Consider the following 22,687-nt stretch of genomic DNA (forward strand, 5'->3'; position numbering starts at 1 on the left):
CACCCCGTCTCAGCGGTGTGTCCCTCGAAGGAGATGCGCATTCTACAGACACACGCAGATCTGTCAACGGCCATTTTCATTTAATTTCAGAGAGCTTCGGTTTCCACCTATAAACAGGCCAAAAAAAGGCGAAAACCGATCAAAAATCACACAAACCCAGAGGCGTGTCAGAACTTCACTTGCCAACCTTGGCCGATCGACGCGACTTTCCCCGAAACAAAGCACGAACAGGCCCAGACAATGCATAGACCAGAAACCCGCTAAACAATACCGTAGCCGGATCCAGTGCTATCACCACGAGAATCAGAACCACAAGAAGTATGGCAGCAAAAGGCACACGACCACGAAGATCGAGGTCCTTGAAGCTGTGATACAGCACATTACTGACCATCAGCACGCCTGAGCCACCCACGACAACTATGGTCAAGAAGGTGAGCCATGCAGCAGGCTCGAACGCATGAAAACACCAAACGAGACCAGCAACACACGCAGCAGCCGCAGGACTGGGCAACCCGACAAAATACTTTTTGTCCACAGAACCAATCTGAGTATTAAAACGCGCAAGGCGTAAGGCCGTTCCAGCTACATAGATAAAGGTAATAGCCCAGCCAATTTTATCCAGCCCATTCAAAGACCAGAAAAAAGCAACAAACCCGGGAGCAACACCAAAAGCAACCATATCAGCGAGACTGTCATACTCCTCACCAAATTTGCTTTGCGTATTGGTCATCCGCGCTACACGACCATCAAGGCCATCGAGAATCATCGAGATGAATATCGCAATGGCCGCATTATCAAAAACACCACCTGCAGCAGACACAATGGCGTAAAAGCCAGAGAACAATGAAGCGGTCGTGAGCGCGTTAGGAAGCAGGTATATCCCCTTTTTTCGCACCGGCGCCCCCTCAACCAACTCTTCTTCCACTACCTCGCCAGGCTCGATGTCGCACTCGCCCGCTGAACTGGTAGAAATCTCTGGCTCGGTGGCCGGAGAGCCCACTTCTGTATCTTTTCTTTCGTCAGTCATTCCCACTACTCCGGAAAGCATTTGGGCGAAGTATATACGAAAAACGCGGCCACCCGGGCCGCGCTTTATAAAACCAAGCAGAAATTCGCTTAGTTTTTGTCTTTATCTACGATCTTGTTGGCAGAGATCCACGGCATCATTCCGCGCAGCTTCTCACCTGTCACTTCAATCTGGTGTTCGGCATTCTGACGACGACGCGCCGTCATTGAAGGATAGTTGAGCGCGCCTTCAGAGATGAACATCTTCGCGTACTCACCACTCTGGATCCGCTTCAGCGCGTTGCGCATGGCTTCACGGGACTGCTCGTTGATAATCTCCGGGCCAGTCACATACTCACCGTACTCTGCGTTGTTAGAGATGGAGTAGTTCATGTTAGCAATACCGCCTTCGTACATCAGGTCTACAATCAGCTTCAGCTCATGCAGACACTCAAAGTACGCCATTTCCGGGGCATAACCTGCTTCAGTCAGAGTCTCGAAGCCTGCCTTAACCAACTCAACCGCACCACCACAAAGTACCGCCTGCTCACCGAACAAGTCAGTTTCAGTCTCGTCCTTGAAAGTGGTCTCGATAATACCGGTACGACCGCCACCAATGCCGCTTGCATAAGAGAGAGCAAGGTTCTTGGCGTTGCCAGAAGCATCCTGGAATATAGCAATCAGGTCCGGGATACCACCACCGTTAGCGAATTCGGTGCGAACTGTGTGGCCTGGCGCCTTTGGAGCAACCATGATCACATCCAGATCTTTGCGCGGAACGATCTGGTTGTAATGAACAGCAAAGCCATGGGCAAAGGCAAGAGTAGCGCCTTGCTTCAGGTTAGGCTCGACTTCGGCAGCGTACAGCTGAGACTGAAATTCATCCGGCGTCAGAATCATTACAACGTCAGCCGCAGCAACTGCAGACGGTACGTCGCTGGTTTTCAGGCCGTAGGCTTCTGCCTTGGCAATGGATGAGGATCCTGGACGCAGCCCAACTGTCACATCAACACCGGACTCTTTCAGGTTGCACGCATGAGCGTGGCCCTGTGAACCAAAACCGATGATGGCAACTTTCTTGCCCTGGATGATGGAAAGATCACAATCCTTATCGTAATAAACCTGCATGACTAACCTCTATGATTTGTGATGGCCTTTCAGAAGACCAAATCGTTCGTGATACACAAAACAGCTTAAAGACTCAAAACCTTTTCGCCTCTGGCGATCCCGGAAACCCCCGAACGCACCACTTCAAGCACACCCGACGTTCCAATTGCCTGGACAAAACCATCCAACTTGTCGCTGGCGCCCGCAAGCTGAACGGTGTAGACAGAGCTGGTGACATCAACTATCTGTCCCCGAAAAATATCCACCGTGCGTTTTATTTCAGCACGCTGAGAGCCGGTCGCCTTCAGTTTAATCAACATCAGCTCCCGCTCGATGTGGGGGCCCTCAGTCAAGTCCACCAACTTGACCACTTCAACCAGCTTATTGAGCTGCTTGGTGATCTGCTCAATAACACGATCCGGGCCCGTCGTTGTCACTGTCAGGCGAGACAGGGTCTCATCCTCGGTGGGCGCCACGGTTAGGGTCTCAATATTGTAATTCCGCTGTGAAAACAGCCCGACCACTCGGGACAGGGCCCCTGGCTCGTTTTCAAGCAACACAGAAATGATTCGACGCATGATCACACCCTCTCCGTCTTGCTGAGCCACATATCTTTCATGCAGCCACGGGCCACTTGCATCGGATATACATGCTCAAAGCGGTCAACCTGGATATCCACAAAAACCAGCCTGTCCTTCATGGCCAAAGCTTCTTTCAACTTCGGCTCCAGATCTTCTTTCTTATCAATCCGGATGCCCACATGGCCATAAGCCTCTGCCAACTTAATAAAATCTGGCAGCGACTCCATGTACGAATGGGAGTGACGGGACTCGTAATTCATGTCCTGCCACTGCCTCACCATACCCAGCGATTGATTGTTCAAGTTGATGATCTTTACCGGCAGCTTGTACTGGTTACAGGTAGACAGCTCCTGAATATTCATCTGAATGCTGCCCTCCCCGGTAATACAGAGAACTTCTTCATCCGGGTGCGTGAGCTTGATACCCATTGCCGCTGGCAAGCCAAAACCCATGGTGCCGAGGCCGCCCGAGTTAATCCAACGATTAGGCTTGTCAAACTTGTAGTACTGCGCCGCAAACATCTGATGCTGCCCCACATCGGAGGTTACAAATGCATCTCCGTTGGTGAGACGATGAAGCATTTCGACCACTTCTTGCGGCTTGATTACATCCGGACTGGTTTCATAGCGCATGCCATGAAACGCGCGCCATTCATCGATCTGCCGCCACCAGGAGGCGAGAGCCTCTGCATCCGGCTTTTCTTTGCTCTCTTTAACTAGAGCAAGCATTTCTTTAAGAACCGCATCCACCGGGCCAACAATTGGCACGTCGGCGTCTATGGTTTTGGAAATGGACGCAGGGTCAATATCAATATGAATAATGCGCGCACCGGGGCAGAACTTTTCCGTTGCGTTGGTTACGCGGTCATCAAACCGCGCACCGACCGCCAGAATAAGGTCTGAGTGGTGCATCGCCATATTGGCTTCGTAGGTTCCGTGCATACCCAGCCAGCCGAGATGCTGCTTATCACTGGCCGGATAACAACCAATTCCCATCAGGGTATTGGTAATCGGGTACCCCAATTTGCGGACCAACTCTGTCAGCTGCCCAGAGGCCTTACCCAGAATAACACCACCACCGGCATATATTATCGGTCGGCGCGCCGCCAACATCATATCAACCGCTTTCTTGATCTGACCTGCATGGCCTCGTATGGCCGGGTTGTAGGAGCGCAGCTTAACCTTTTTCGGATAGGCATATTCGAAGCGCTCATTGGGCGCTGTCATATCTTTCGGGATATCCACAACAACCGGGCCAGGACGACCGGTCGAGGCAATGTAATACGCTTTGCGGATAATCTCCGGGATCTCGGATGGATGACGCACACTGAGGTTGTGCTTAACGACCGGCCGGGAAACCCCCATCATGTCGGTTTCCTGGAAGGCATCTTCGCCAATCAGGGTGGATGCAACCTGCCCACATAGAACCACCATAGGGATGGAATCCATGAATGCAGTTGCAATACCGGTAATGGTGTTGGTAGCTCCAGGACCTGAAGTCACAAGCACTGTCCCTGGCAGACCCGTTGCACGCGCATAGCCATCAGCCATGTGCACTGCGGCCTGTTCATGCCTCACCAGTATATGCTTGACTTCGTCCTGCCTGAACAGTGCATCATAAATATGAAGGGCTGCACCACCCGGATAGCCATAGATGTACTCGATTCCCTGATCCTGCAAAGAGCGGATCAGCATATCGGCACCAGACAATAACTCCACGATTTTCTACCCTCTTCTACGAGTGAATAAGCCGGGCACACGCCCGATTGCCTGGTTTCACGGTTACCCTGCTTCTTTTGAAAGCGGAACCGGCTGCTCCACACCTTGTTAAGAGGTTGTCTCCTGGCCAGCCGCCCTCCTGAGGGTTGCGGAGAACGGCCAATCAACGGGTTGCACGTAAGCAACAACCATTCCGCGGCAGATGCGCGGCACGCTCAGTGTGGTAAATAACAGGGGATACTTGCACGGGATTGCCTGCCGTTAACCCCAGTCTTCAGGCAATCTGTAATTCTGACAGCGCTAAACTCCCTGTCAATAGCCACAGTTGCATTCTGTACCCATTGTGTTGGATGCTCTGCATTAAATATTCAGAACTCAGGTGCGGAGTTTTGAACCAGGCGGAAGAAAATTCCTCCCACAGGTGGCATGATAGGCGCACGTAAAACACAACGAGTAGAGCCATGAACCGAAAAACCCTGATGCTGACATTATTAATCGCCGTAGCACCCAGCATGTCAATGAGTGCCTCTGTGTATAAATGGACGGACGACAATGGCGTTACCCATTATGGCGATCGTCAGCCGGTAGGAGCCAATTCTGAGACGGTCAATGTTCGTTCTGGCACCTCCTCTGGATCCGACAGCGGCCGGAGCAGCCCGCAGCAGCGCCTGGACGAACTGCAAGAGCAACAGCAGAAGAAGACCGACCGGGAAGATGAGACCGCGGTTGAAACGGCTCGCCGTAAACAGCGTGAGGCAAATTGCGAAACTGCCCGCGCAAATCTCAACGTCATTGAGAGCAACGCGCGTATTCGGGTCGAAGAAGATGGCGAGCAGCGCTACCTCGCACCTGAAGAAATCGCTGAACAAAAAGTGAAGTTTGAAGAAGTTGTCGCCGAGAACTGCGGCCCTGAGACGCAACAATAAGCCTCAAACACGAACGCAATCCCAAGAAAGCAAAAAGTGGGCGAAGCCCAAGCCTCACCCACTTTTTCTCTAGCCTTTAATCAAGCCTTTTCGAATACCAGCACACTGCCATCCGCCGTGGTACGAATAGTGTCACCAGAAACAAAATCTCCGCGCAACAATCTTTGCGCCAACGGGTTTTCAATCATCCGCTGAACAGCTCTCTTCAGCGGCCGAGCTCCGTATACCGGGTCGTAGCCGACTTCGCCCAGAAGATTCATCGCAGCGTCATCCAGCTCCAACTTCACGCCCTGTTCCTGCAGGCGCCTGTTGAGTATCTCAACCTGAATTTTGGCGATTCCATGAATCTGGTCTCCAGCAAGAGGATGGAATACAACCACTTCATCCACACGGTTAATAAACTCCGGCCGGAAGTGGGTTCCCACTTCCTCCATAACTGCCGTCTTCATGGCCTCGTAATTCTCAGCTCCCGCTTTTTGCTGAATAATGTCCGAGCCCAGATTAGACGTCATCACAATAACCGTATTGCTGAAATCCACCGTTCTACCTTGGCCGTCAGTAAGTCGGCCATCATCGAGCACCTGGAGCAGTATGTTGAAAACATCCGGATGCGCTTTCTCAACCTCATCCAATAGAAGTACGGAATAGGGGCGACGACGAACGGCTTCGGTAAGGTAGCCACCCTCCTCATAACCCACATATCCCGGGGGCGCGCCAATCAGACGGGCAACGGAATGCTTCTCCATAAACTCCGACATATCGATTCGCACCATAGCGTCGTCAGTATCGAAGAGAAATGAAGCGAGCGCCTTACAGAGCTCGGTTTTGCCAACCCCAGTCGGCCCAAGGAACAGGAAGGAGCCATTAGGCCGCTGCGGATCCGCCAAACCAGCCCGAGAGCGGCGCACTGCATTCGATACCGCCTCTACAGCTTCACTTTGACCAATCACCCGCTTGTGCAGGGCCTCTTCCATTCGCATCAACTTATCACGCTCGCCCTCCAGCATTCTGGAGACCGGAATACCTGTCCACTTGGAGACCACCTCCGCAATCTCCTCGTCGGTAACGCGGTTCCGCAGTAGTTTCATCTCCATCATTTCTGCTTGGCTTGCCATATCGAGCTGACGCTCCAACTCTGGAATGCGTCCATACTGAAGCTCAGACATTTTGCCCAGATCACCGGCTCGTCGAGCGGTTTCCAGATCAATACGAGCCTGCTCGAGCTGACTCTTTATTTTCTGGGAGCCATGCAATGCAGCCTTTTCAGTGTTCCAGATTTCCTCAAGATCCGCGTACTCGCGCTCCACGCCTCCAATAACACTGGAAAGCTCTTCCAGGCGTTTTTTTGAAGCCGCATCGGTCTCGTTTTTTAGCGCCTCCCGCTCAATCTTAAGCTGGATCAAGCGGCGCTCAAGGCGGTCCAGGGGTTCTGGTTTGGAGTCCATTTCCATACGAATCTGGCTAGCTGCCTCATCGATCAGATCAATGGCTTTATCCGGCAACTGGCGATCGGTGATGTAGCGCTGAGACAGCTTGGCGGCAGCAATAATCGCTCCATCCGTCACTTCGACGCCGTGGTGTACTTCGTAGCGCTCCTTAAGCCCACGGAGAATCGCGACGGTGTCTTCCTCATTCGGCTCATTCACCAACACTTTCTGAAAGCGGCGCTCAAGGGCCGCGTCTTTTTCAATGTTCTCACGGTATTCATTCAGCGTAGTGGCGCCCACGCAATGCAGTTCGCCTCTGGCTAGCGCCGGCTTAAGCATGTTGCCCGCGTCCATAGAGCCTTCCGCTTTACCTGCACCCACCACCGTATGGATTTCATCGATGAACAGAATGATCTGACCTTCCTGTTTGGCAAGTTCATTCAGTACCGCCTTCAATCGCTCCTCAAACTCGCCCCGGAACTTTGCGCCAGCTATGAGCGATCCCATATCCAGAGACAGCACCCGCTTGTTTTTCAAACCTTCGGGTACTTCGCCGTTTACGATCCGTTGGGCCAAACCTTCGGCAATGGCAGTTTTACCAACGCCCGGCTCACCGATAAGTACCGGGTTGTTTTTACGGCGACGCTGCAGCACCTGAATGGTGCGGCGTATTTCGTCGTCACGACCAATCACCGGATCAAGCTTGCCGGCTTCAGCCCGCTCGGTCAGGTCAATTGTATATTTGGAGAGAGCCTGACGACTTTCCTCTGCACCCGCATCATCCACAGTTTCACCACCTCGAACGGCATTAATAGCTTTTTCCAGCGCGGCCTTATCGACGCCCTGCTCACGCAAAACACGACCAAGCGTGCCACGGTCGTCCAGCGCGGCCAAAAGCATCAATTCACTGGAGATAAACTGGTCTTTCCGCTGCTGCGCCAATTTATCGGCAATATTGAACAGGCGCCCCATATCGTTAGACATAGCGACATCGCCTGCACTGCCGCTCACTTCAGGCAGGTTCTCTATTTCCTGCGCGACAACCATACGCACACGACCAGGTTCAGCGCCTGCCTGCTTCAGAAGCGGCTTAATGGAACTGCCTTGCTGATCCAGCATGGCCTGCATCAGATGCAAAGGTTCAATAAAGTTATGATCTTTGCCAACAGCCAGTGACTGCGCGTCAGCCAGTGCGGTTTGTAAAAGACTGGTGAGTTTGTCGATTCTCATGAATTCGTTTCCCCGACTTGTTCAGCGAATGCGATCAGTAATTGCACATTCGGTTAGCATTGGAAACTAATGTAGGGACTATTGGGGGAAGTTCAAGGCCATTACAATCCAAATCGTCAGAAAATTGACGGAGCTCAGATTTTCCAAATAGCGGTGGCCATACGGCCAGTCTTGCCATCGCGGCGATAGGAATAAAAACGCTGCTTATCGGTGACCGTGCAAAAGCCACCGCCATATAGCTTTGCAACACCCATCTTTTGTAGGCGCTGCCGGGCAAGCAGATATATATCTGCCATGTAATGGCCCTCTCGAGCACCCACGGAACTGAACGCAATTTCGGCTTCTGGATCATGAGCCATAAACGCCGCTTTCACTTCTGGGCCTACCTCAAATGCCTCTGGGCCTATAGCTGGCCCCAGCCAAGCCATCAAGGTATTGCTGGGTGCGCCCATTTCAGACACCAGTTTTTCCAGAATACCGCTACTCAGACTTCGCCAGCCCGCGTGGGCCGCTGCCACAGTGGCGCCATCATGGTCGCAGAGAATGACGGGCAAACAATCTGCCGTAAGAATAGTGCAGGCAATATTAGGCGCTTGAGTCCAGCTTGCATCCGCATCCGGAATATTGGCAGTCGCTGCGGAAGGCAGGCAGACAACGTCAGTACCATGAACCTGGTTCAACCACCCGAAAGCTTCCGTCGGAAGCTTGCAGGCACGAGCCAGCCCCAAACGATTTTCCGCCACGTGTGCAGGCACATCGCCTACATGCGCCGCAAGGTTCATGCTGGCCCAAGGCGGCATGCTGACCCCGCCCAACCGGGTAGTGCACACTGCACGGATATTAGAAGGAGCAGGCCAATCCGGACGGATTAGCGTCATCTCTGAAACTCTACTAGAACTCATCGCTCTCCAGATCCTTTACATGCTTGCGCAACGCGGCTAACAAGCCTAAGAAATCTTCTGGCAAGGGCACTTCCCAGCTCAGGATCTCTCCGGTTTCCGGATGCTCCAGCGTGAGCTGTCGCGCATGCAGTGCCTGCCGATGAAATGCGGAGAGCACTTGGCGCAGTTCTTCGGTTGTGCCCTTTGGCAGTCGCAAGCGGCCGCCATAAAGAGGATCACCCACCAGCGGGTGCTTCACATGAGCCATGTGCACTCGAATCTGATGCGTGCGACCGCTTTCAAGCTTGCAGCGCACATGAGTGTGAGCCGCAAAACGCTCAATCAGACGATAATGGGTTACCGCTGCCTTACCGCTTTTGACGACCCCCATTTTCTTTCGCTCATGGGGGTGACGACCAATGGGCGCATCCACTGTGGCGCCACCGGTGAGGGTACCAACAACTACCGCCTCGTACTCCCGCCCCATGCTGCGGGTTTGCAGCTGATCAACCAGCGATGTATGGGCGATCAGGCTGCGGGCAACAACCATAACTCCTGATGTGTCCTTATCAAGACGATGGACGATGCCGGCTCTGGGAAGATTTTCCACCTCTGGGGCATAGTTCAGAAGCGCATTTACCAAGGTGCCATCGGCGTGCCCTGCTGCAGGGTGCACCACCAGACCAGCAGGCTTATTAATCACAAGCAAGTGCTCGTCTTCATAGACAATATCCAGGCTGATGGCTTCCGCCTGCCAGGTAACCTGGGCTTCAGGCTCTGCGTCCAGCTCTATCCGGTCGCTGAGCATCACTTTGTCTTTCGGCCTTCGAACTTCTCCATTTACTGTTAACGCACCGCTGCGAATCCACGATTGCAGGCGCGAGCGTGAGTGTTCAGGCATAAGCTCTGCCACGGCCTGGTCCAGGCGCCGATCACTCAGCGCGGACGGCACAGCAAAACTGGCAACAATTCGATTTTCAGATGACATTCAGCCCCCAGGGCCTGTGAGTGTTATGTTTTGATCAGTATATTGGAAATAGTCGGCGCGCGCGCTCTACATGTATTCACATGAGGCTGCACATAAGGCGAGATCCCCGCTACAATGGCGCCCTTGAATTTATCGACATTATACGGGATTCCGGCATGAGATCAGGTGTTCGTTTACTGCTACTTTCTACACTGGTTGTCTTGATCAGTGCCTGCGCCTCCAAGGGGCCAGAGGAAGTGCTTCCGGAAAAAACCTATTACGACAATGCCCGCCAGGCAATGAACTCTGGCAACTTCAACGAAGCCGAGCAAAATCTTGACTCCCTGGAGACCTACTACCCTTTCGGCCGATACGCCGAACAGGCCCAGCTTGACCTTATCTATGCCCGCTACCAAAACCTTGATCTTGAAGGTTCCCGCGCCGCAGCAGACCGCTTCCTACGCCTGAACCCTCAAAGTGACCACGCAGATTATGCTCTGTACATGCGCGGGCTCGCTTCCTATAACCTCGATATCGGCCTGGCAGCACGGTATTTCTCGATTGATGTTGCAGCTCGGGATGCTGGGGAGCAACTACAGTCCTTTCGTGATTTTAGTGAGCTGTTGAACCGTTACCCTGAAAGCGAATACGCGGCAGATGCAAGGCAACGCATGATCGCCGTACGCAACCGCATGGCGGAGCTGGAGCTGCACGCAGCACGCTATTACATCAAGCGGGAAGCTTATGTGGCAGCTAACAATAGGGCACGCTACATCGTAGAGAACTACCCTACATCACCTGCAGTTGAAGATGCTTTGATAGTCCTGGCAGAAACCTTTGACTTCCTTAAGTTCAAAAAAGGCTCTCAAGATGCTGTAGCACTGCTTCGCCAGAACTTCCCCGAAAGCGACGCCTTCAACAGCGATGGCGAGTTTGAAGCCAACCTGCTGAAGCGAGAAAACCGCTCACTCTCCAGCGTGGTTACCTTCGGGATCCTGGGCGACGAATAAAAACTCGCTCTTTCAATTGCCGCTTTTCCACCCACTGGTGATGGGATAGCGGCGATCCTTGCCAAACCCGCGCTCAGTAATACGAATCCCAATAGGTGCCTGCCGGCGCTTGTATTCGTTGAGATCCACCAAGCGGATCACACGGGTAACATCCGCCGGATCAAAACCTTCTGCAACAATCGCATCGGCGCTGAAATCCCTCTCGACATACAGATTCAGAATCTGATCCAGCACATCGTAACCAGGAAGATTGTCTTCATCCTTCTGGTCTGGAGCCAGCTCCGCAGAGGGTGGTCGCGTTATCACGCGTTCAGGAATCACCTGAGAAACAGAATTCCGATACCAGGCAAGACGAAAAACCAGCGTCTTGGGAACATCCTTGAGCACATCAAAGCCGCCAGCCATATCGCCATAAAGGGTCGAGTAGCCTACCGCCAATTCGCTCTTGTTTCCGGTGGTCAGCACTAGCGATCCAAACTTGTTGGAAAGCGACATAAGCATAACCCCACGAATACGCGCCTGCAGATTTTGCTCGGTGGTGTCGATTGTTGTTCCCTCAAATGGCTCTGCCAGCGCCGCCATAAAAGATTCGTACATCGGCTCTATTGAGTAAACATCGTACTGAACGCACATGGCCAAAGCCTGAGCTTGTGCATCCTCCAGACTGATATCCGAGGTGTACCGGAACGGCATCATGACAGCGCGCACACGCTCCGGCCCCAGTGCATCCACCGCCACCGCCAGAGCTACAGCAGAATCTATACCACCGGAGAGACCAAGAACCACCGACTTGAATCCGTTCTTGTTGACGTAATCGCGAACGCCTGTCACCAATGCGCTGTATACATTCTCTTCCAGCGCCGGTTCTGCTGGAAGGGGCTGGGAGACAGGCTGGCAGTGACGCTCATATAGAAAATCTACCGGAAACAGGCCCTCGGTGAATTGAGGAGCTTCTACTGCGAGGGATCCAGAATGGTCGTAAACCATAGAGCCACCATCAAATACCAGCTCATCTTGAGCTCCCACCAGATTGGTGTAAACGATGCTCACCTGATTCTCCCGGGACTTGCGCTCAAGTAAAGCCTTTCTGCGGGCCTGCTTGTCGATATCATAGGGGGATGCGTTCAGGTTAATGATCAATCGCGCACCTGCAGCTGCAGCATCTTCAACAGGGCCATCTGCCCAAATGTCTTCACAAACCGTCAGGCCAACCGGTACGCCACAGATATTGACCACTACTGCACCCGCGCCCTCGGAAAAATAGCGCTTTTCATCAAACACCTGATAATTCGGCGGGAATCGCTTGAAATAACGCCCCGTAATTTCACCGCCTTCGATCACCACCGCCGCATTGAAGAGCAAACCACCACTTCGTATCGGTGCTCCGAAAACAATTGCCGCGCCAAGTTCCGCCGCTTGCAAGCGCTCCAGCGCCTCACCTACGCGCAACTCCATGCTAGGCCGCAGCAAGAGGTCTTCCGGTGGGTACCCGGTAATACTGAGCTCAGGAAACACAACAATGTCGGCGCTTTCATCAGCGCGCGCGCGCTTAGCCGCATCAATAATCCGGCCGGTGTTACCGGGAATGTCCCCCACAAGAAAATCCAACTGTGCCATCACAACCCGCAGGCTGCGGGTTGACGCAGGGGAATACGGCGTGCTCCCGGAAACAGACATACTTTGACTCCTGTAACTCATTGCCACGAAAAGGCTATTATACCCTCCCATAGACCCTGATTTCTTCCGCTCAACAATGGATTTCTGAAAACCATGGCGACAGACACGGTATCGGCAGTCAAAACCGGCAAACGCCCCGCCGGCATGCAACAGACTAGACTGTTTCGCATCTACAACCATTACCGGCTTGTGATCAGCCTTATGCTGGTGGCTCTGCTATTCGCTGAACCGGTGAGCCTTGATACCCAATTTCGATACCTTGAGTACTATCAGTTTGGCGTGGTGGGTTACTTTGCTTTAAACAGCTTTGTTGCGATGGTTATGCTCGCAGGGTTTCAGCCAACTCAACGGCACATTACCCTCTCCATACTCCTGGACATTCTTGTAATGCACGGGCTGCTATTTGCTAGCACCGGCATAACCAGTGGCCTGGCCAACCTTGTGATCATCTCAGTAGCAGCGGGCAATATTCTTACCCCCAGCCGAATGGGCACCTTCTACGCAGCCCTTGCCGCAATTTGCTCACTGGGCATTTCAGGCTGGGCGATTTTGACAGTTGATGGTAACGGCGATGACATCGTACGCGCTGGATCCTTCGGTATTCTTTACTTTGCAGCGGCATTCGTTCTGCAAAATATATCGCGAAGAATGATGCGAAGCGAAGCGCTTGCCACCAGCCGAGCCAGGAGCATTGTGGAGCTGGAACAAATCAACCAACAGATTATCCAGCGTATGCGCACCGGCATTCTTGTGCTCGACCGATATGGGCAGATAAGGCTGGCGAATGCTGCAGCCGAGGAGTTGCTCTTCGGGATTCCGACGGATCTCGCCCAACAGCCCGCGCGCTCCCGCACACTGCCCCAGGCCCTGAAATCCGGGCTGGACACTTGGCTGAAGCACCCCGAAATGCGGACAAAACCGTTCCAACCCGCGCCTACCTCGCCACTTTTACAGGTAAGCTTCACCCAGCTCGACCCGGAACCTGGTGAACAGATTCTTGTATTTATTGAAGATATGAGCAAGGTGACCCAGCAGGCGCAGCAAATGAAACTGGCCTCTCTGGGACGCCTCACTGCCGGTATCGCCCACGAAATTCGCAACCCCCTCGGGGCCATAAGCCACGCAGCCCAACTGATGGAAGAGTCGCCTCATCTTGATGCCAGTGACTTGCAAATGCTGGACATCATTCGGCGGCACTCGCGCCGGGTAAATGGCATTATAGAAAACGTGCTCAGCCTTTCCCGCCGCAGACCTGCAAATGCAGATCTGGTTGATGTAGCAATCTGGCTGGCAGAATACAGAGCTGACTTCCTGCAAACTCAAAAAGAAACCGACCCTCCTGCTGATGTAATATTGAGCGTCGAGCCGCACATCCCCGACGCACGATTTGATAAAAGCCAGATTGAGCAGGTACTGGTAAACTTGTGTGACAACGGCCTGCGATACAGCCAGCAACATTCAGGCGAACGGAAAATCGAACTGCGTGCGGGTGCCACAGCAGATGGGGAGCGTACCTATGTGGATGTGAGGGACTTTGGCCCTGGCATTGCGCCGGAATTCCGCCATTCGGTTTTCGAACCATTTTACACAACGGACAAAGGTGGCACTGGCCTCGGGCTTTATCTGGCCAGAGAACTGTGTGAGGCTAACCAGGCCCACTTGTCCTTGATCGAAGACGAGCAGCCAGGCTGCTGTTTTCGCATCACCTTTGCCCACCCTGGACGAATGATCTGACAAGGAATGAGCACGACAAGATGACCACTTATACCGCGCTGATTGTTGATGACGAACCGGATATCCGGGATCTTCTTGAGATTACCCTTACCCGCATGGGTATAGAAACACTGACTGCTCCCGATATTACCAGCGCACTAAAATTGCTGGAAACCCATAGCCCCCAGCTTTGCCTGACCGACATGAACCTGCCGGATGGCAACGGTATAGAACTGGTGCAATGGATCCAGAAGCATCGGCCAAGCACGCCCGTGGCGGTTATCACCGCGTATGGCAGCATGGACACTGCCATCGAGTCGCTGAAAGCAGGTGCATTCGATTTCGTTTCCAAGCCGGTTGAGCTGTCCAGACTTAGAGAGTTAGTTAACAGCGCGCTTAAACTGACCAAAACCGACTCAAGCGTTGACGACACCACGGATGAGCCAGGGCTTTTGCTTGGCAATTCCACGCAGATAAAGAAGCTGCGCAACCAGACCCGCAAACTTGCCAGAAGCCAGGCCCCAGTATTTATCAATGGCGAATCCGGCAGTGGTAAAGAACTGGTAGCTCGAATGATTCACCTGCAAGGCCCACGCCGAGACGGCCCCTTTATTGCCGTTAACTGTGGCGCCATTCCCTCCGAGCTGATGGAAAGTGAATTTTTCGGGCATAAAAAAGGCAGTTTTACAGGCGCCGTTGACAACAAGGATGGGCTCTTCCGCTCTGCAAACGGCGGCACTCTTTTTTTGGACGAAGTAGCTGACTTGCCGCTGGCCATGCAGGTAAAACTGCTGCGCGCCATCCAGGAAAAAGCCGTGCGACCGGTTGGTGACACGAAAGAACTGCCCGTCGACATACGCTTGCTTAGCGCGACTCATCAAAACCTGGCCGATCTTGTTCAGGAAGGCGTCTTTCGGCAGGATCTTTTTTACCGGATTAACGTGATTGAGCTGGCAGTGCCGCCCTTGCGGGACCGCCTGGATGATATTGAGCTGCTGGCGAACCACATTCTCGACCGCATTGCGCGGGAATACGAATGTGATGCAGCAACCCTTACCCCAGACGCCATAAATCGGCTGAAGGAACATGATTTCCCAGGCAACGTGCGGGAACTGGAAAACATACTGGAGCGCGCTTTTACCTTGTGCGATGCAGATCGGATCAGTGCTTCTGATCTGCATCTGGGCGGCGGCGGGGCAGCAGGCGGATCAGCGAGCACTGCGATCTCTGATGCAAGCCCTTCGCTAGTGCCGGAAGGCGATATCGATTTGGAAGGTTATCTGGAGTCTATTGAACGCCAAGCTATTGAGAAGGCGCTGGAGGCGACTCGCTGGAATAAGACGGCAGCGGCGAAGAAGCTGGGGATCAGTTTTCGGGCGTTGCGGTATAGGTTGAAGAAATTAGGGATGGAGTAGATAATCATTTTCAGCTTTCAGGACGAAAGTTAAAGAGTTTATTACAAGGACGTAGATATGATCTCTCAAATGCATCGGGGCCTTACCCTGATAGAGCTTTTGCTCGTTATTACTATCCTCTCAATTGCACTTGGCATCGGCGCTCCTTCATTCAGCAAGCTGATTGAAAACGGCGAACGAAAAACAACCCGGAACGATCTACTCACTGGCATTAGCTTTGCCCGAACCCAAGCTATCACCCGCGGTACAAATGTAACCCTTTGCCCTCTGGACGCAACAAAGCAGTGCTCACGTGACTGGAGCGGGCTGCCTATTACTATCTTTGCTGATCCTGAGAGAAAACGGACGCTAACCGATCCGGCAGCCATTCTCAGAGTTATAGAAGCTCCAATCCACGGTATCCTCTATGGCCGCACAGGCATTAGAAAACACTTTGGGTTCCGGTCGACAGGGATGGCACGAGAAAGTATTGGTCACTTGTTATGGTGCCCAAACACCGGCAACGCAAGCGATGCTTTTCAAATCCGAATAAATATGGGCGGGCGACCAATACTAGCGCGAGATACTGACGGAAGTGGTATTGCAGAGGATGCCTATGGGCGGGATCTTATCTGCCCATAGGCCCTGCTTCACATAGACTCCAGGCTTAGTTATTCCAGTCCACCCAGTTGGTGCCATCCTGCTGCCACTCACGAACGCCATTAGATAACAGGCGAAGCGGCCCGTCACCTGCCTGGACCCCTTTAGGGTTCGCCAACAACGTATAGCTGTTTCGAGTCGCTGCGTTAATGGTCAGGTCATAATACTTCACTCCACCTTCCAATGGCGCTTCAGACGGAAATAGTGTGGACGGAGGTGCACCAGTATCGGCACCGCCCGCTGCCGCACCCAAGTATGAATTACCACTATCCGTATAATACCTCTCCATTCGCGCACTGAATGCTGTCAACGCTGACTGCGCATCCGCCCTCCGAGCCTTTTCGACGTGGGACTGATATGAAGGATATGCAATAGCTGCCAGAATTCCGATGATAGCCACCACAATCATCAATTCAATCAGGGTAAAGCCTGGAGATCTTCCAGGCCTGGAATCCAGGCCTGCCTTAACGTTATTAACCATGTTTTACATCCATCGCTCAGTCAGTGATCTCATGCCAGCCCACGCGCCTTGTGCCGCTTAGCCCCGCTCCGAAGTTGGTCAGGAAAGGTGTTTTACCACCACTACTATCCGGAGCCATCAAGATATTATCAATGAACGACAAACCAGTGATGATTCCTTCGCCGTAGTAGACCCCAGCCCACCCCTGATCGGTGCTGTCCAGCTTACCATCATTATTTACGTCAATGATTGACTTGCTGGAATCGGTTGAGCCATCCAACTGAAGTGCTGTCAAGAAGGAGCTACCACCGCCGCCGCAAGGGTCTCCACCTACCGGAATAGTGGAGGCAAACACCACATAACTACCACGAACGATTGGAGCCTCTACAACTCGTTCACCGGAGCTTGGCAAATCCATGTACCAGCCGAAGTCTTTTGCCCAATCCAGAGCCGCACCATCAGTTTTTCGTACAGGCGCAGCCACACCGGCTACAGTCACAGAGCCTGTAGTAACTGCACGCTGAGACAGGTCATCCCTGCTTAGGCCATTGCCATTGGCGTCCTTGGATGTACCACGATCACTGAGACCATAAAACGTTTGGATACCCGGAGTTACTCCCGCTGCCGGGATGTCACCCGCCTCCAGATACTTGCCTGTTCCGAAAAACACCAACAGATTCGGATCATTCAGATCTGTTTTGTAGGTGTTTCGGGCAATATCCGGCTGAGACGTAATGGGCTGAATATTGCCAAGATTATCTTTGGCGACAAACAACGGAGCACCATTAGTATCCACAGCCCACGCTGACTTTCCACCAGTGAGATCTATGGCCCATAGTCGTCCTTCCAGATCGCCTGCATAGACGCGATCAGTAACACCATCGCTGTTGGGATCACCATTGTCATCTACATTGTCCACAAGCCTTGCCGGAGACAAGCCGCCACCGCTAGCGAGCTCAATAAACTTGTACTCAGAAGGATCTTCTATATCAATCACGAACAAACCATTTTTACCGCTCGGCGCGCCGTACCCGTTGCTAAATACTGCGCTCCACCGGTAGTCATTGGCTGCCCACTTTAACAAGGCAATCTGAGCCGCGTCCGTCATGTGGCCGAGATCATTGTTTCCGGAGAATTCCCACATCACTGTCGATGAAGCGTTCGCACTGGAAAACTGAGCTGGGTCCGTAACATCAAGTGCAAAAAGACCCGGCGTGGCACCACGGGAACCACCAATAACAACTGTTCTCCAGGCACCATCCGTATAAACATCAGAGGTATTTAGTGGCAAATCCACATAGCTCTGATAATCCAGTGCAGGATCGGTCAGTGCACTAAGCCCCTTCTGTGCAATCGTCGAGTATAGGAATTCCGGAATGTAAGCAATCAGCTCCTCGCCCGTATCTGCATCGAAACCATGGAGCATGCCATCGTTAGCACCAACATATACCGCCGCTGTGCGGTTTTTCTTGCTGGTTTTAAAGGCGCTGTATGGATTCGCTCCAAATCTCGTTTGGTCTGGCCAGATGTAATTCGGCTCCCCTACATACACCGGTGCAGAGTTAACAATGGCACCAAGCCGGCTTGTGCGCTCCCTAAACACGACACCCTCAGCACTGGTTACCTTGTTGCCTTGGATATAAGAAAGCCTTGCTTTTCCGAGCGTATCATTGCCTCCAGCTTTTAAGTCATTTTTTTGATTTTGCGTCAGACTTGTCCACTTAAACTCCGTACCAGCAGTGCCATTGTGGGTCAGAATCAGACGAGGCTTCACGGAAAGGTCACGAGCATTTAACTGAACCCCCGCATCCCACTTCTGACTGCTTACAGTGCCGTTCTTATCGATCGCCTCCGCACGAAGTGTTCCTGTCCAAACCTGAGAGACAAACTGAGCACTGAAGATATACCCCCCACTCTTAAGTGACGTGGTGTTAAAGCTAACATTAGAGCCGCTGCCTAGCTGTTGCTGGACGTCTTTTATGGCGTTTTTCAAAGCTGAAACTAGCTCAGTTGTGGATTTGGCATCGTAGTATTCACCTTTCCCGTTGACTGCTGCGTGATACAGATCATCAATTTGAGGAGTGCTCGAGTAGTTATTCATATTCGAAAGTCCCCAGTTAGGAGGATTTTTATGAGCATCCATCACTTTGGAATAACCCAAACCTGCAAATTTATTACCGGTCATTCCCAGCGCTACCGTGTAGGTATTCATATGAAAGTCGGTATTGCAGTCCATCCAAGCTTTCTCTGCTCCAGTGCCACACTCGGATGGCACCCTCATTGCTCCACCAGGGAGAATCCCACCTCCAGAAGTGCGTAGCCCCTGGTTATAATAATAAGCAATATCCCCCAATGTACTTGAGTAGTTGCTATTTCCGAACGGAGCATCAGCATTTTTATCCTTATTGCCAAGACTCCAATTGTTTTTCGGCTTCGATGAATAACCGTCGGTGAACAGTAGGGTAAAGCTCTTTCTACACTCTAGGGTCCCTCTCACACTTTTATCTGCATACAACTGCCCCGCGGCATCAAGGGCTTCCCGATTCGGTGTTCCAAGCGCTTTGTAAGTGCCATCTACGAACCGCCCATAGTTGGCATCCAAAAAGTCTGCACCACTGGTGTCCGAATCATACATTGACACTGAAGGTGAGCTATCATTAATCCAAAAAATCCCCAGCCTCATACTCTCCAAGTCCTTAACTGACTCTCCGATTGCCCCGCGTATAACCTGGTGGCGACGGCGATAGTATGAAAACCAATTCGCGAAATTCTGCTGCTGCGCCGTAAAAAACGAATCAACATCGCCACTTCCACCCAGCGCTTTATATACTGCAGATTTATTCAAGCCAGCTTGATCCTCCACCAACTCTAAACGCTGTATACAGCTACCGTCTGGAGCGAACCCCATACTTCGTCTAGGAATCTCTTGGCCGGAGCTATCTTCAAAGTAATAATACTTTACGTCATCTTCATCTTCATCAGACCAGTCTTTGTATTGATTCTGCGAAGCTTTTTGCTGGCCACACTCAAAAAGCTTTTTCTTTCCCGTCACGTTAATTGGTCTATCTATATAGTAATGATCGCCATCTTCGGCATATTTATAGCACATATTGCCATAGCTGGATGATTGTTCGGCTCCAATCCCACTACATGATTCGAAGTTAACTTTTGTTATTTGGTAAACCGTTGCATCATCATTAACAATAAAAAAGGTTGCAGGAATAGCATCGTAGTTACCTAAATCTAAATCTCCAATTTTAGTCAGGTCGTATTTTTTTGATGCACTACCAAACCCGGGGTCCAGCATTGCATCTTCAATATTTGCCGGTGCAAACGTAGTCGTTGTTCCCGATGGCCATGGCTCGTAAACATCTGTCGGTTCATAGTACTGATAATTATAAACACTTGATCTAAGAAAATAGTTACCTTTCTTAAAATCATACCAATTGCTATACAGCCTCCGACCGTCTTCATACGTGCTTTTAGATCCAGGATTAAACAAATAATAGGAAGTTATATTCCCACTCATCTCCCCTACTTTCGGAGCTATTATCTCGTAGTCCATACTTCCCGAATCATCCACCACAAACATCAAGTTGTGGTCGACCGAAGCATCAATAAACAGCGGCCGGTCTGTGACCGACGCCGACCAACCCACGGCCGGCCAGGCAAGAAACATTGCGACCAGACTGCTTTTAAGTCCTTGGCGTAAAAAAGAGTTCATTTTCATAATCATTCTCCACGTGAATCGTCACGCAATATTTACTGTGCCCGAATAACGTATGCTTCTACTGCTCGAGCTGCCTGGCCCGAAGCACCGCTACTGAATGCAACCACCCGATATACTTTCCCGCTGGAACTGGAAGACGCAACACCATCCCCAACACGCCCCGCCCCTAAACCAAACCCAGATGATGAGGCGCTGCCTGTTGCCGGTGTTGCCTTGATGAAATATCTGGGAGCCTCTGCCAACAAATCGTCACCTGAACTATCTTCAGGCATTGGGGCTTGACGAGTGCCGTTACCGTGGCCACCGCCAGTAGGTGCAGCCCAAGTTCCTGGTGCTAAAACCGCTGCCGGTTGAGTATCAGTCTCATCATAAAGCCCCTCTGAGGTGTCGAACGTAGGGAGTGTCCCTCCTCTCAACTCCGCTTCCGCAGCAAGAAGGGCCGCCTCAGCTCCATCAAGCGCGACTTGAGCATCCCGCTGGGAAGAAACCATTTTTTCCTGAGTAGAAGTCCCCTGCATGCTGGATAGCGCTAGCGTTGTCAGCACCAGCAAAATCACCAAACTTATCAATAACGCTGCACCAGACTGGTGGACAGGGGAGCTGGCTAACATATGAGATGGTTGTTTCATTAACTTTCTCCTCCTTAAGGGCCAGCATTCAGCAGTCGGTTTCGAACGCTGTAAGTTGAAGTGTAAACGCGGTAATAATGCCGATCAGCCGCAGATGTCGGCGTCCAGTTGTTACCCGCACTACAATCTGACCATGCGGGGTAGCAAGCACTTTGGCGACTACCGGCAATACCGTCCTCCGGGCTCCGAACTAGGATGCTGATCTTGACAGCTTTCACATAGGTAACAGCTGTGTTATTTATAGTTGCGAGATTTGCAGCCGTAACCGTCTGCCAGTTGTTAATAATGTTATCGCCCTGGGGTCCCGTTCCCACTTGCAACTGCATATCGATCACGTCGGATACGATTTCCTGAGCTGCTACTGCACCTGTCCCACCGATCCCTTCAAAAACTAGCGACCTTCGCCCTGCGTTTTCCTGGATGTAATAGCGTTCAGAAAAAGGAACAAAAATGTCGCCCGATGCGTATGTATCAGGGAAACAGTTGGCTGAACTGCTTCCGTTGGGGCAGCCACCGCCGCTTTTCATGTTGCCCGGCACAACAGAACCTCCCGTGTTGTGCCCAATCTTGAGGGATGTCTCGTTCACGCTCGTTAACTGGAACACCACCCCATTGCTGCAGTCGGTTAGAAGAACAACCCCACCGGCTGCCAGCAAACCCGATGGCAATGACGACACATCAATAACTGCTGATGATGCGTTTATTCCGGTCATACTAATACCCGGGCTGCGAGCTCCCTTCAGTGCAACAGCAACAGTTCCTGTAGCGGCCGTTGTTCCATCACCAATAAAAAACTGAATTGCTTCCGGGCTTGAGAAATCATGCAAGTCCGGATCGTAATTAGCATGAGTCTCATCCAACACGCTATCCACGTCTGCAAAATTAATGCAGCCCCAGTAATCAGCATTTCGGACACTTCTACCCAGAATATCCTGAGCCAATCTTCCGGACTCTTGCATTCTCCCTATAGCTTCAGCCATCCGGAATGAGTCGCTGCTACTCACAAACAACTGCGCAACGCCTAACGTCAAAAGCAAACCCAGGGTAGACGCTATCAGAAGCTCAATCAGAGTGAGGCCCGACTGTTTGCTCATTCCTATCATGGTGTGAACCTCGTAATCAGTGTGTAGCTAGACGTACCTTCACCTGCTGGGCTGTTGGCAGTTTCGAAATACATCACCCGCTCGGGCCAGGTAATTGTGGTTGTAAACTCAAGATTTGCGCCGCTCCAAGTAGAAACAAAAGTTGAACCAGGCAAAGTGTGCGACATTTCATCGCACCACAACTCAAACTCGCCAGACAGCGCTGAGCAGGATGCCGTGCTGCCACTAGCTTGAACAAAAGTACTAGGATTACTTGCTGTGCGAGCCAGTTCGCTTAACTCCTGAGCGAACAGCGTTGCTTGAGTTCGCAGCTCGGCGTTGCTTATGTTCTGCAAGGACAGCAATTGAAGGGCGGCAGCACCAAGCAAACCGATGCCCAGAATTAGAACCGCTATGAGAACCTCGATTAAAGTGAAGCCTCGCTGGGCACTTCGAATTGGTGAGTTAAACAGTGTCACGACAAACCCCC

At 52.0% G+C, this 22,687-nt stretch carries 18 protein-coding genes; 5 read left to right on the forward strand and 13 right to left on the reverse strand.

Features of this window, described 5'->3' with window-relative positions:
• Positions 1–175: 175 nt before the first annotated feature.
• From pssA to Q0824_RS16835, 4 genes are all read right to left on the reverse strand, one after another.
• Entirely contained in the window at positions 176–1,027 is an 852-nt protein-coding gene (gene pssA / locus Q0824_RS16820) for a CDP-diacylglycerol--serine O-phosphatidyltransferase (RefSeq protein ID WP_298453486.1), read from the reverse strand.
• A gap of 89 nt (positions 1,028–1,116) precedes the next feature.
• Positions 1,117–2,133 (reverse strand): ketol-acid reductoisomerase, encoded by a 1,017-nt coding sequence (gene ilvC, locus Q0824_RS16825; protein WP_298453489.1) that lies wholly within the window; start codon positions 2,131–2,133, stop codon positions 1,117–1,119.
• Between the two features lie 65 nt (positions 2,134–2,198).
• Complete coding sequence (gene ilvN / locus Q0824_RS16830; RefSeq protein ID WP_298453492.1) at positions 2,199–2,690, reverse strand: acetolactate synthase small subunit; 492 nt, start codon at positions 2,688–2,690, stop codon at positions 2,199–2,201.
• Between the two features lie 2 nt (positions 2,691–2,692).
• Positions 2,693–4,411 (reverse strand): acetolactate synthase 3 large subunit, encoded by a 1,719-nt coding sequence (locus tag Q0824_RS16835; RefSeq protein WP_298453495.1) that lies wholly within the window; start codon positions 4,409–4,411, stop codon positions 2,693–2,695.
• A gap of 461 nt (positions 4,412–4,872) precedes the next feature.
• On the opposite strand from Q0824_RS16835, the gene Q0824_RS16840 reads away from it, so the two are divergent.
• On the forward strand, positions 4,873–5,337 hold the full coding sequence (locus Q0824_RS16840) for a DUF4124 domain-containing protein (protein ID WP_298453498.1): 465 nt from the start codon (positions 4,873–4,875) through the stop codon (positions 5,335–5,337).
• 80 nt (positions 5,338–5,417) lie between these two features.
• Here the strand turns inward: Q0824_RS16840 and clpB are convergent, their stop codons facing one another.
• From clpB to rluD, 3 genes are all read right to left on the reverse strand, one after another.
• Entirely contained in the window at positions 5,418–7,994 is a 2,577-nt protein-coding gene (gene clpB / locus Q0824_RS16845; protein ID WP_298453508.1) for an ATP-dependent chaperone ClpB, read from the reverse strand.
• 134 nt (positions 7,995–8,128) lie between these two features.
• Positions 8,129–8,896, reverse strand: coding sequence for a peptidoglycan editing factor PgeF (gene pgeF, locus Q0824_RS16850; protein ID WP_298453511.1), 768 nt, complete (start codon positions 8,894–8,896; stop codon positions 8,129–8,131).
• Positions 8,886–9,863, reverse strand: coding sequence for a 23S rRNA pseudouridine(1911/1915/1917) synthase RluD (rluD, locus tag Q0824_RS16855; protein ID WP_298453514.1), 978 nt, complete (start codon positions 9,861–9,863; stop codon positions 8,886–8,888). Before rluD ends, pgeF begins: the two co-directional genes overlap by 11 nt.
• 155 nt (positions 9,864–10,018) lie before the next feature.
• On the opposite strand from rluD, the gene Q0824_RS16860 reads away from it, so the two are divergent.
• Positions 10,019–10,852, forward strand: coding sequence for an outer membrane protein assembly factor BamD (locus Q0824_RS16860; RefSeq protein WP_298453517.1), 834 nt, complete (start codon positions 10,019–10,021; stop codon positions 10,850–10,852).
• 12 nt (positions 10,853–10,864) lie between these two features.
• Here the strand turns inward: Q0824_RS16860 and Q0824_RS16865 are convergent, their stop codons facing one another.
• Positions 10,865–12,529 (reverse strand): NAD+ synthase, encoded by a 1,665-nt coding sequence (locus Q0824_RS16865; protein WP_298453520.1) that lies wholly within the window; start codon positions 12,527–12,529, stop codon positions 10,865–10,867.
• A gap of 93 nt (positions 12,530–12,622) precedes the next feature.
• On the opposite strand from Q0824_RS16865, the gene Q0824_RS16870 reads away from it, so the two are divergent.
• The 3 genes from Q0824_RS16870 (at position 12,623) to Q0824_RS17380 (ending at position 16,278) form a co-directional block, all read left to right on the forward strand.
• Entirely contained in the window at positions 12,623–14,263 is a 1,641-nt protein-coding gene (locus tag Q0824_RS16870) for an ATP-binding protein (protein ID WP_298453522.1), read from the forward strand.
• A 20-nt stretch (positions 14,264–14,283) separates the two neighbouring features.
• Positions 14,284–15,657 carry a sigma-54 dependent transcriptional regulator gene (locus Q0824_RS16875; protein ID WP_298453525.1) on the forward strand — a complete coding sequence of 458 codons (1,374 nt, stop codon included), beginning with the start codon at positions 14,284–14,286 and terminating at the stop codon, positions 15,655–15,657.
• A gap of 69 nt (positions 15,658–15,726) precedes the next feature.
• Complete coding sequence (locus Q0824_RS17380) at positions 15,727–16,278, forward strand: GspH/FimT family pseudopilin (protein WP_366521687.1); 552 nt, start codon at positions 15,727–15,729, stop codon at positions 16,276–16,278.
• 25 nt (positions 16,279–16,303) lie between these two features.
• On the opposite strand, the gene Q0824_RS16880 is transcribed toward Q0824_RS17380, so the two are convergent.
• From Q0824_RS16880 to pilV, 5 genes are read right to left on the reverse strand one after another with little or no spacing between them, the layout of a single operon-like run.
• Positions 16,304–16,777 (reverse strand): type IV pilin protein, encoded by a 474-nt coding sequence (locus tag Q0824_RS16880; RefSeq protein ID WP_298453528.1) that lies wholly within the window; start codon positions 16,775–16,777, stop codon positions 16,304–16,306.
• 16 nt (positions 16,778–16,793) lie between these two features.
• Positions 16,794–20,486: a PilC/PilY family type IV pilus protein gene (locus Q0824_RS16885; RefSeq protein ID WP_298453531.1), complete on the reverse strand. Its 3,693-nt coding sequence runs from the start codon at positions 20,484–20,486 to the stop codon at positions 16,794–16,796.
• 32 nt (positions 20,487–20,518) lie between these two features.
• Positions 20,519–21,115 (reverse strand): PilX N-terminal domain-containing pilus assembly protein, encoded by a 597-nt coding sequence (locus Q0824_RS16890; protein WP_298453534.1) that lies wholly within the window; start codon positions 21,113–21,115, stop codon positions 20,519–20,521.
• 14 nt (positions 21,116–21,129) lie between these two features.
• Entirely contained in the window at positions 21,130–22,209 is a 1,080-nt protein-coding gene (locus tag Q0824_RS16895) for a PilW family protein (RefSeq protein WP_298453537.1), read from the reverse strand.
• 5 nt (positions 22,210–22,214) lie between these two features.
• Positions 22,215–22,676: a type IV pilus modification protein PilV gene (gene pilV / locus Q0824_RS16900; RefSeq protein ID WP_298453540.1), complete on the reverse strand. Its 462-nt coding sequence runs from the start codon at positions 22,674–22,676 to the stop codon at positions 22,215–22,217.
• Between the last annotated feature and the right edge of the window lie 11 nt (positions 22,677–22,687).

Source organism: uncultured Marinobacter sp., from assembly GCF_947488835.1.
Lineage (GTDB): Bacteria > Pseudomonadota > Gammaproteobacteria > Pseudomonadales > Oleiphilaceae > Marinobacter.

Bases quoted from the DNA above. Each gene is read 5' to 3' on its own strand.
- Q0824_RS16840 (WP_298453498.1), top strand. From the start codon at position 4,873: ATGAACCGAAAAACCCTGATGCTGACATTATTAATCGCCGTAGCACCC.
- Q0824_RS16885 (WP_298453531.1), bottom strand. From the start codon at position 20,486: ATGAAAATGAACTCTTTTTTACGCCAAGGACTTAAAAGCAGTCTGGTC.
- Q0824_RS16880 (WP_298453528.1), bottom strand. From the start codon at position 16,777: ATGGTTAATAACGTTAAGGCAGGCCTGGATTCCAGGCCTGGAAGATCT.
- Q0824_RS16890 (WP_298453534.1), bottom strand. From the start codon at position 21,115: ATGAAACAACCATCTCATATGTTAGCCAGCTCCCCTGTCCACCAGTCT.
- ilvN (WP_298453492.1), bottom strand. From the start codon at position 2,690: ATGCGTCGAATCATTTCTGTGTTGCTTGAAAACGAGCCAGGGGCCCTG.
- Q0824_RS16875 (WP_298453525.1), top strand. From the start codon at position 14,284: ATGACCACTTATACCGCGCTGATTGTTGATGACGAACCGGATATCCGG.
- clpB (WP_298453508.1), bottom strand. From the start codon at position 7,994: ATGAGAATCGACAAACTCACCAGTCTTTTACAAACCGCACTGGCTGAC.
- Q0824_RS16860 (WP_298453517.1), top strand. From the start codon at position 10,019: ATGAGATCAGGTGTTCGTTTACTGCTACTTTCTACACTGGTTGTCTTG.
- pgeF (WP_298453511.1), bottom strand. From the start codon at position 8,896: ATGAGTTCTAGTAGAGTTTCAGAGATGACGCTAATCCGTCCGGATTGG.
- pssA (WP_298453486.1), bottom strand. From the start codon at position 1,027: ATGACTGACGAAAGAAAAGATACAGAAGTGGGCTCTCCGGCCACCGAG.
- ilvC (WP_298453489.1), bottom strand. From the start codon at position 2,133: ATGCAGGTTTATTACGATAAGGATTGTGATCTTTCCATCATCCAGGGC.
- Q0824_RS17380 (WP_366521687.1), top strand. From the start codon at position 15,727: ATGCATCGGGGCCTTACCCTGATAGAGCTTTTGCTCGTTATTACTATC.
- Q0824_RS16895 (WP_298453537.1), bottom strand. From the start codon at position 22,209: ATGAGCAAACAGTCGGGCCTCACTCTGATTGAGCTTCTGATAGCGTCT.
- Q0824_RS16870 (WP_298453522.1), top strand. From the start codon at position 12,623: ATGGCGACAGACACGGTATCGGCAGTCAAAACCGGCAAACGCCCCGCC.
- Q0824_RS16865 (WP_298453520.1), bottom strand. From the start codon at position 12,529: ATGTCTGTTTCCGGGAGCACGCCGTATTCCCCTGCGTCAACCCGCAGC.
- rluD (WP_298453514.1), bottom strand. From the start codon at position 9,863: ATGTCATCTGAAAATCGAATTGTTGCCAGTTTTGCTGTGCCGTCCGCG.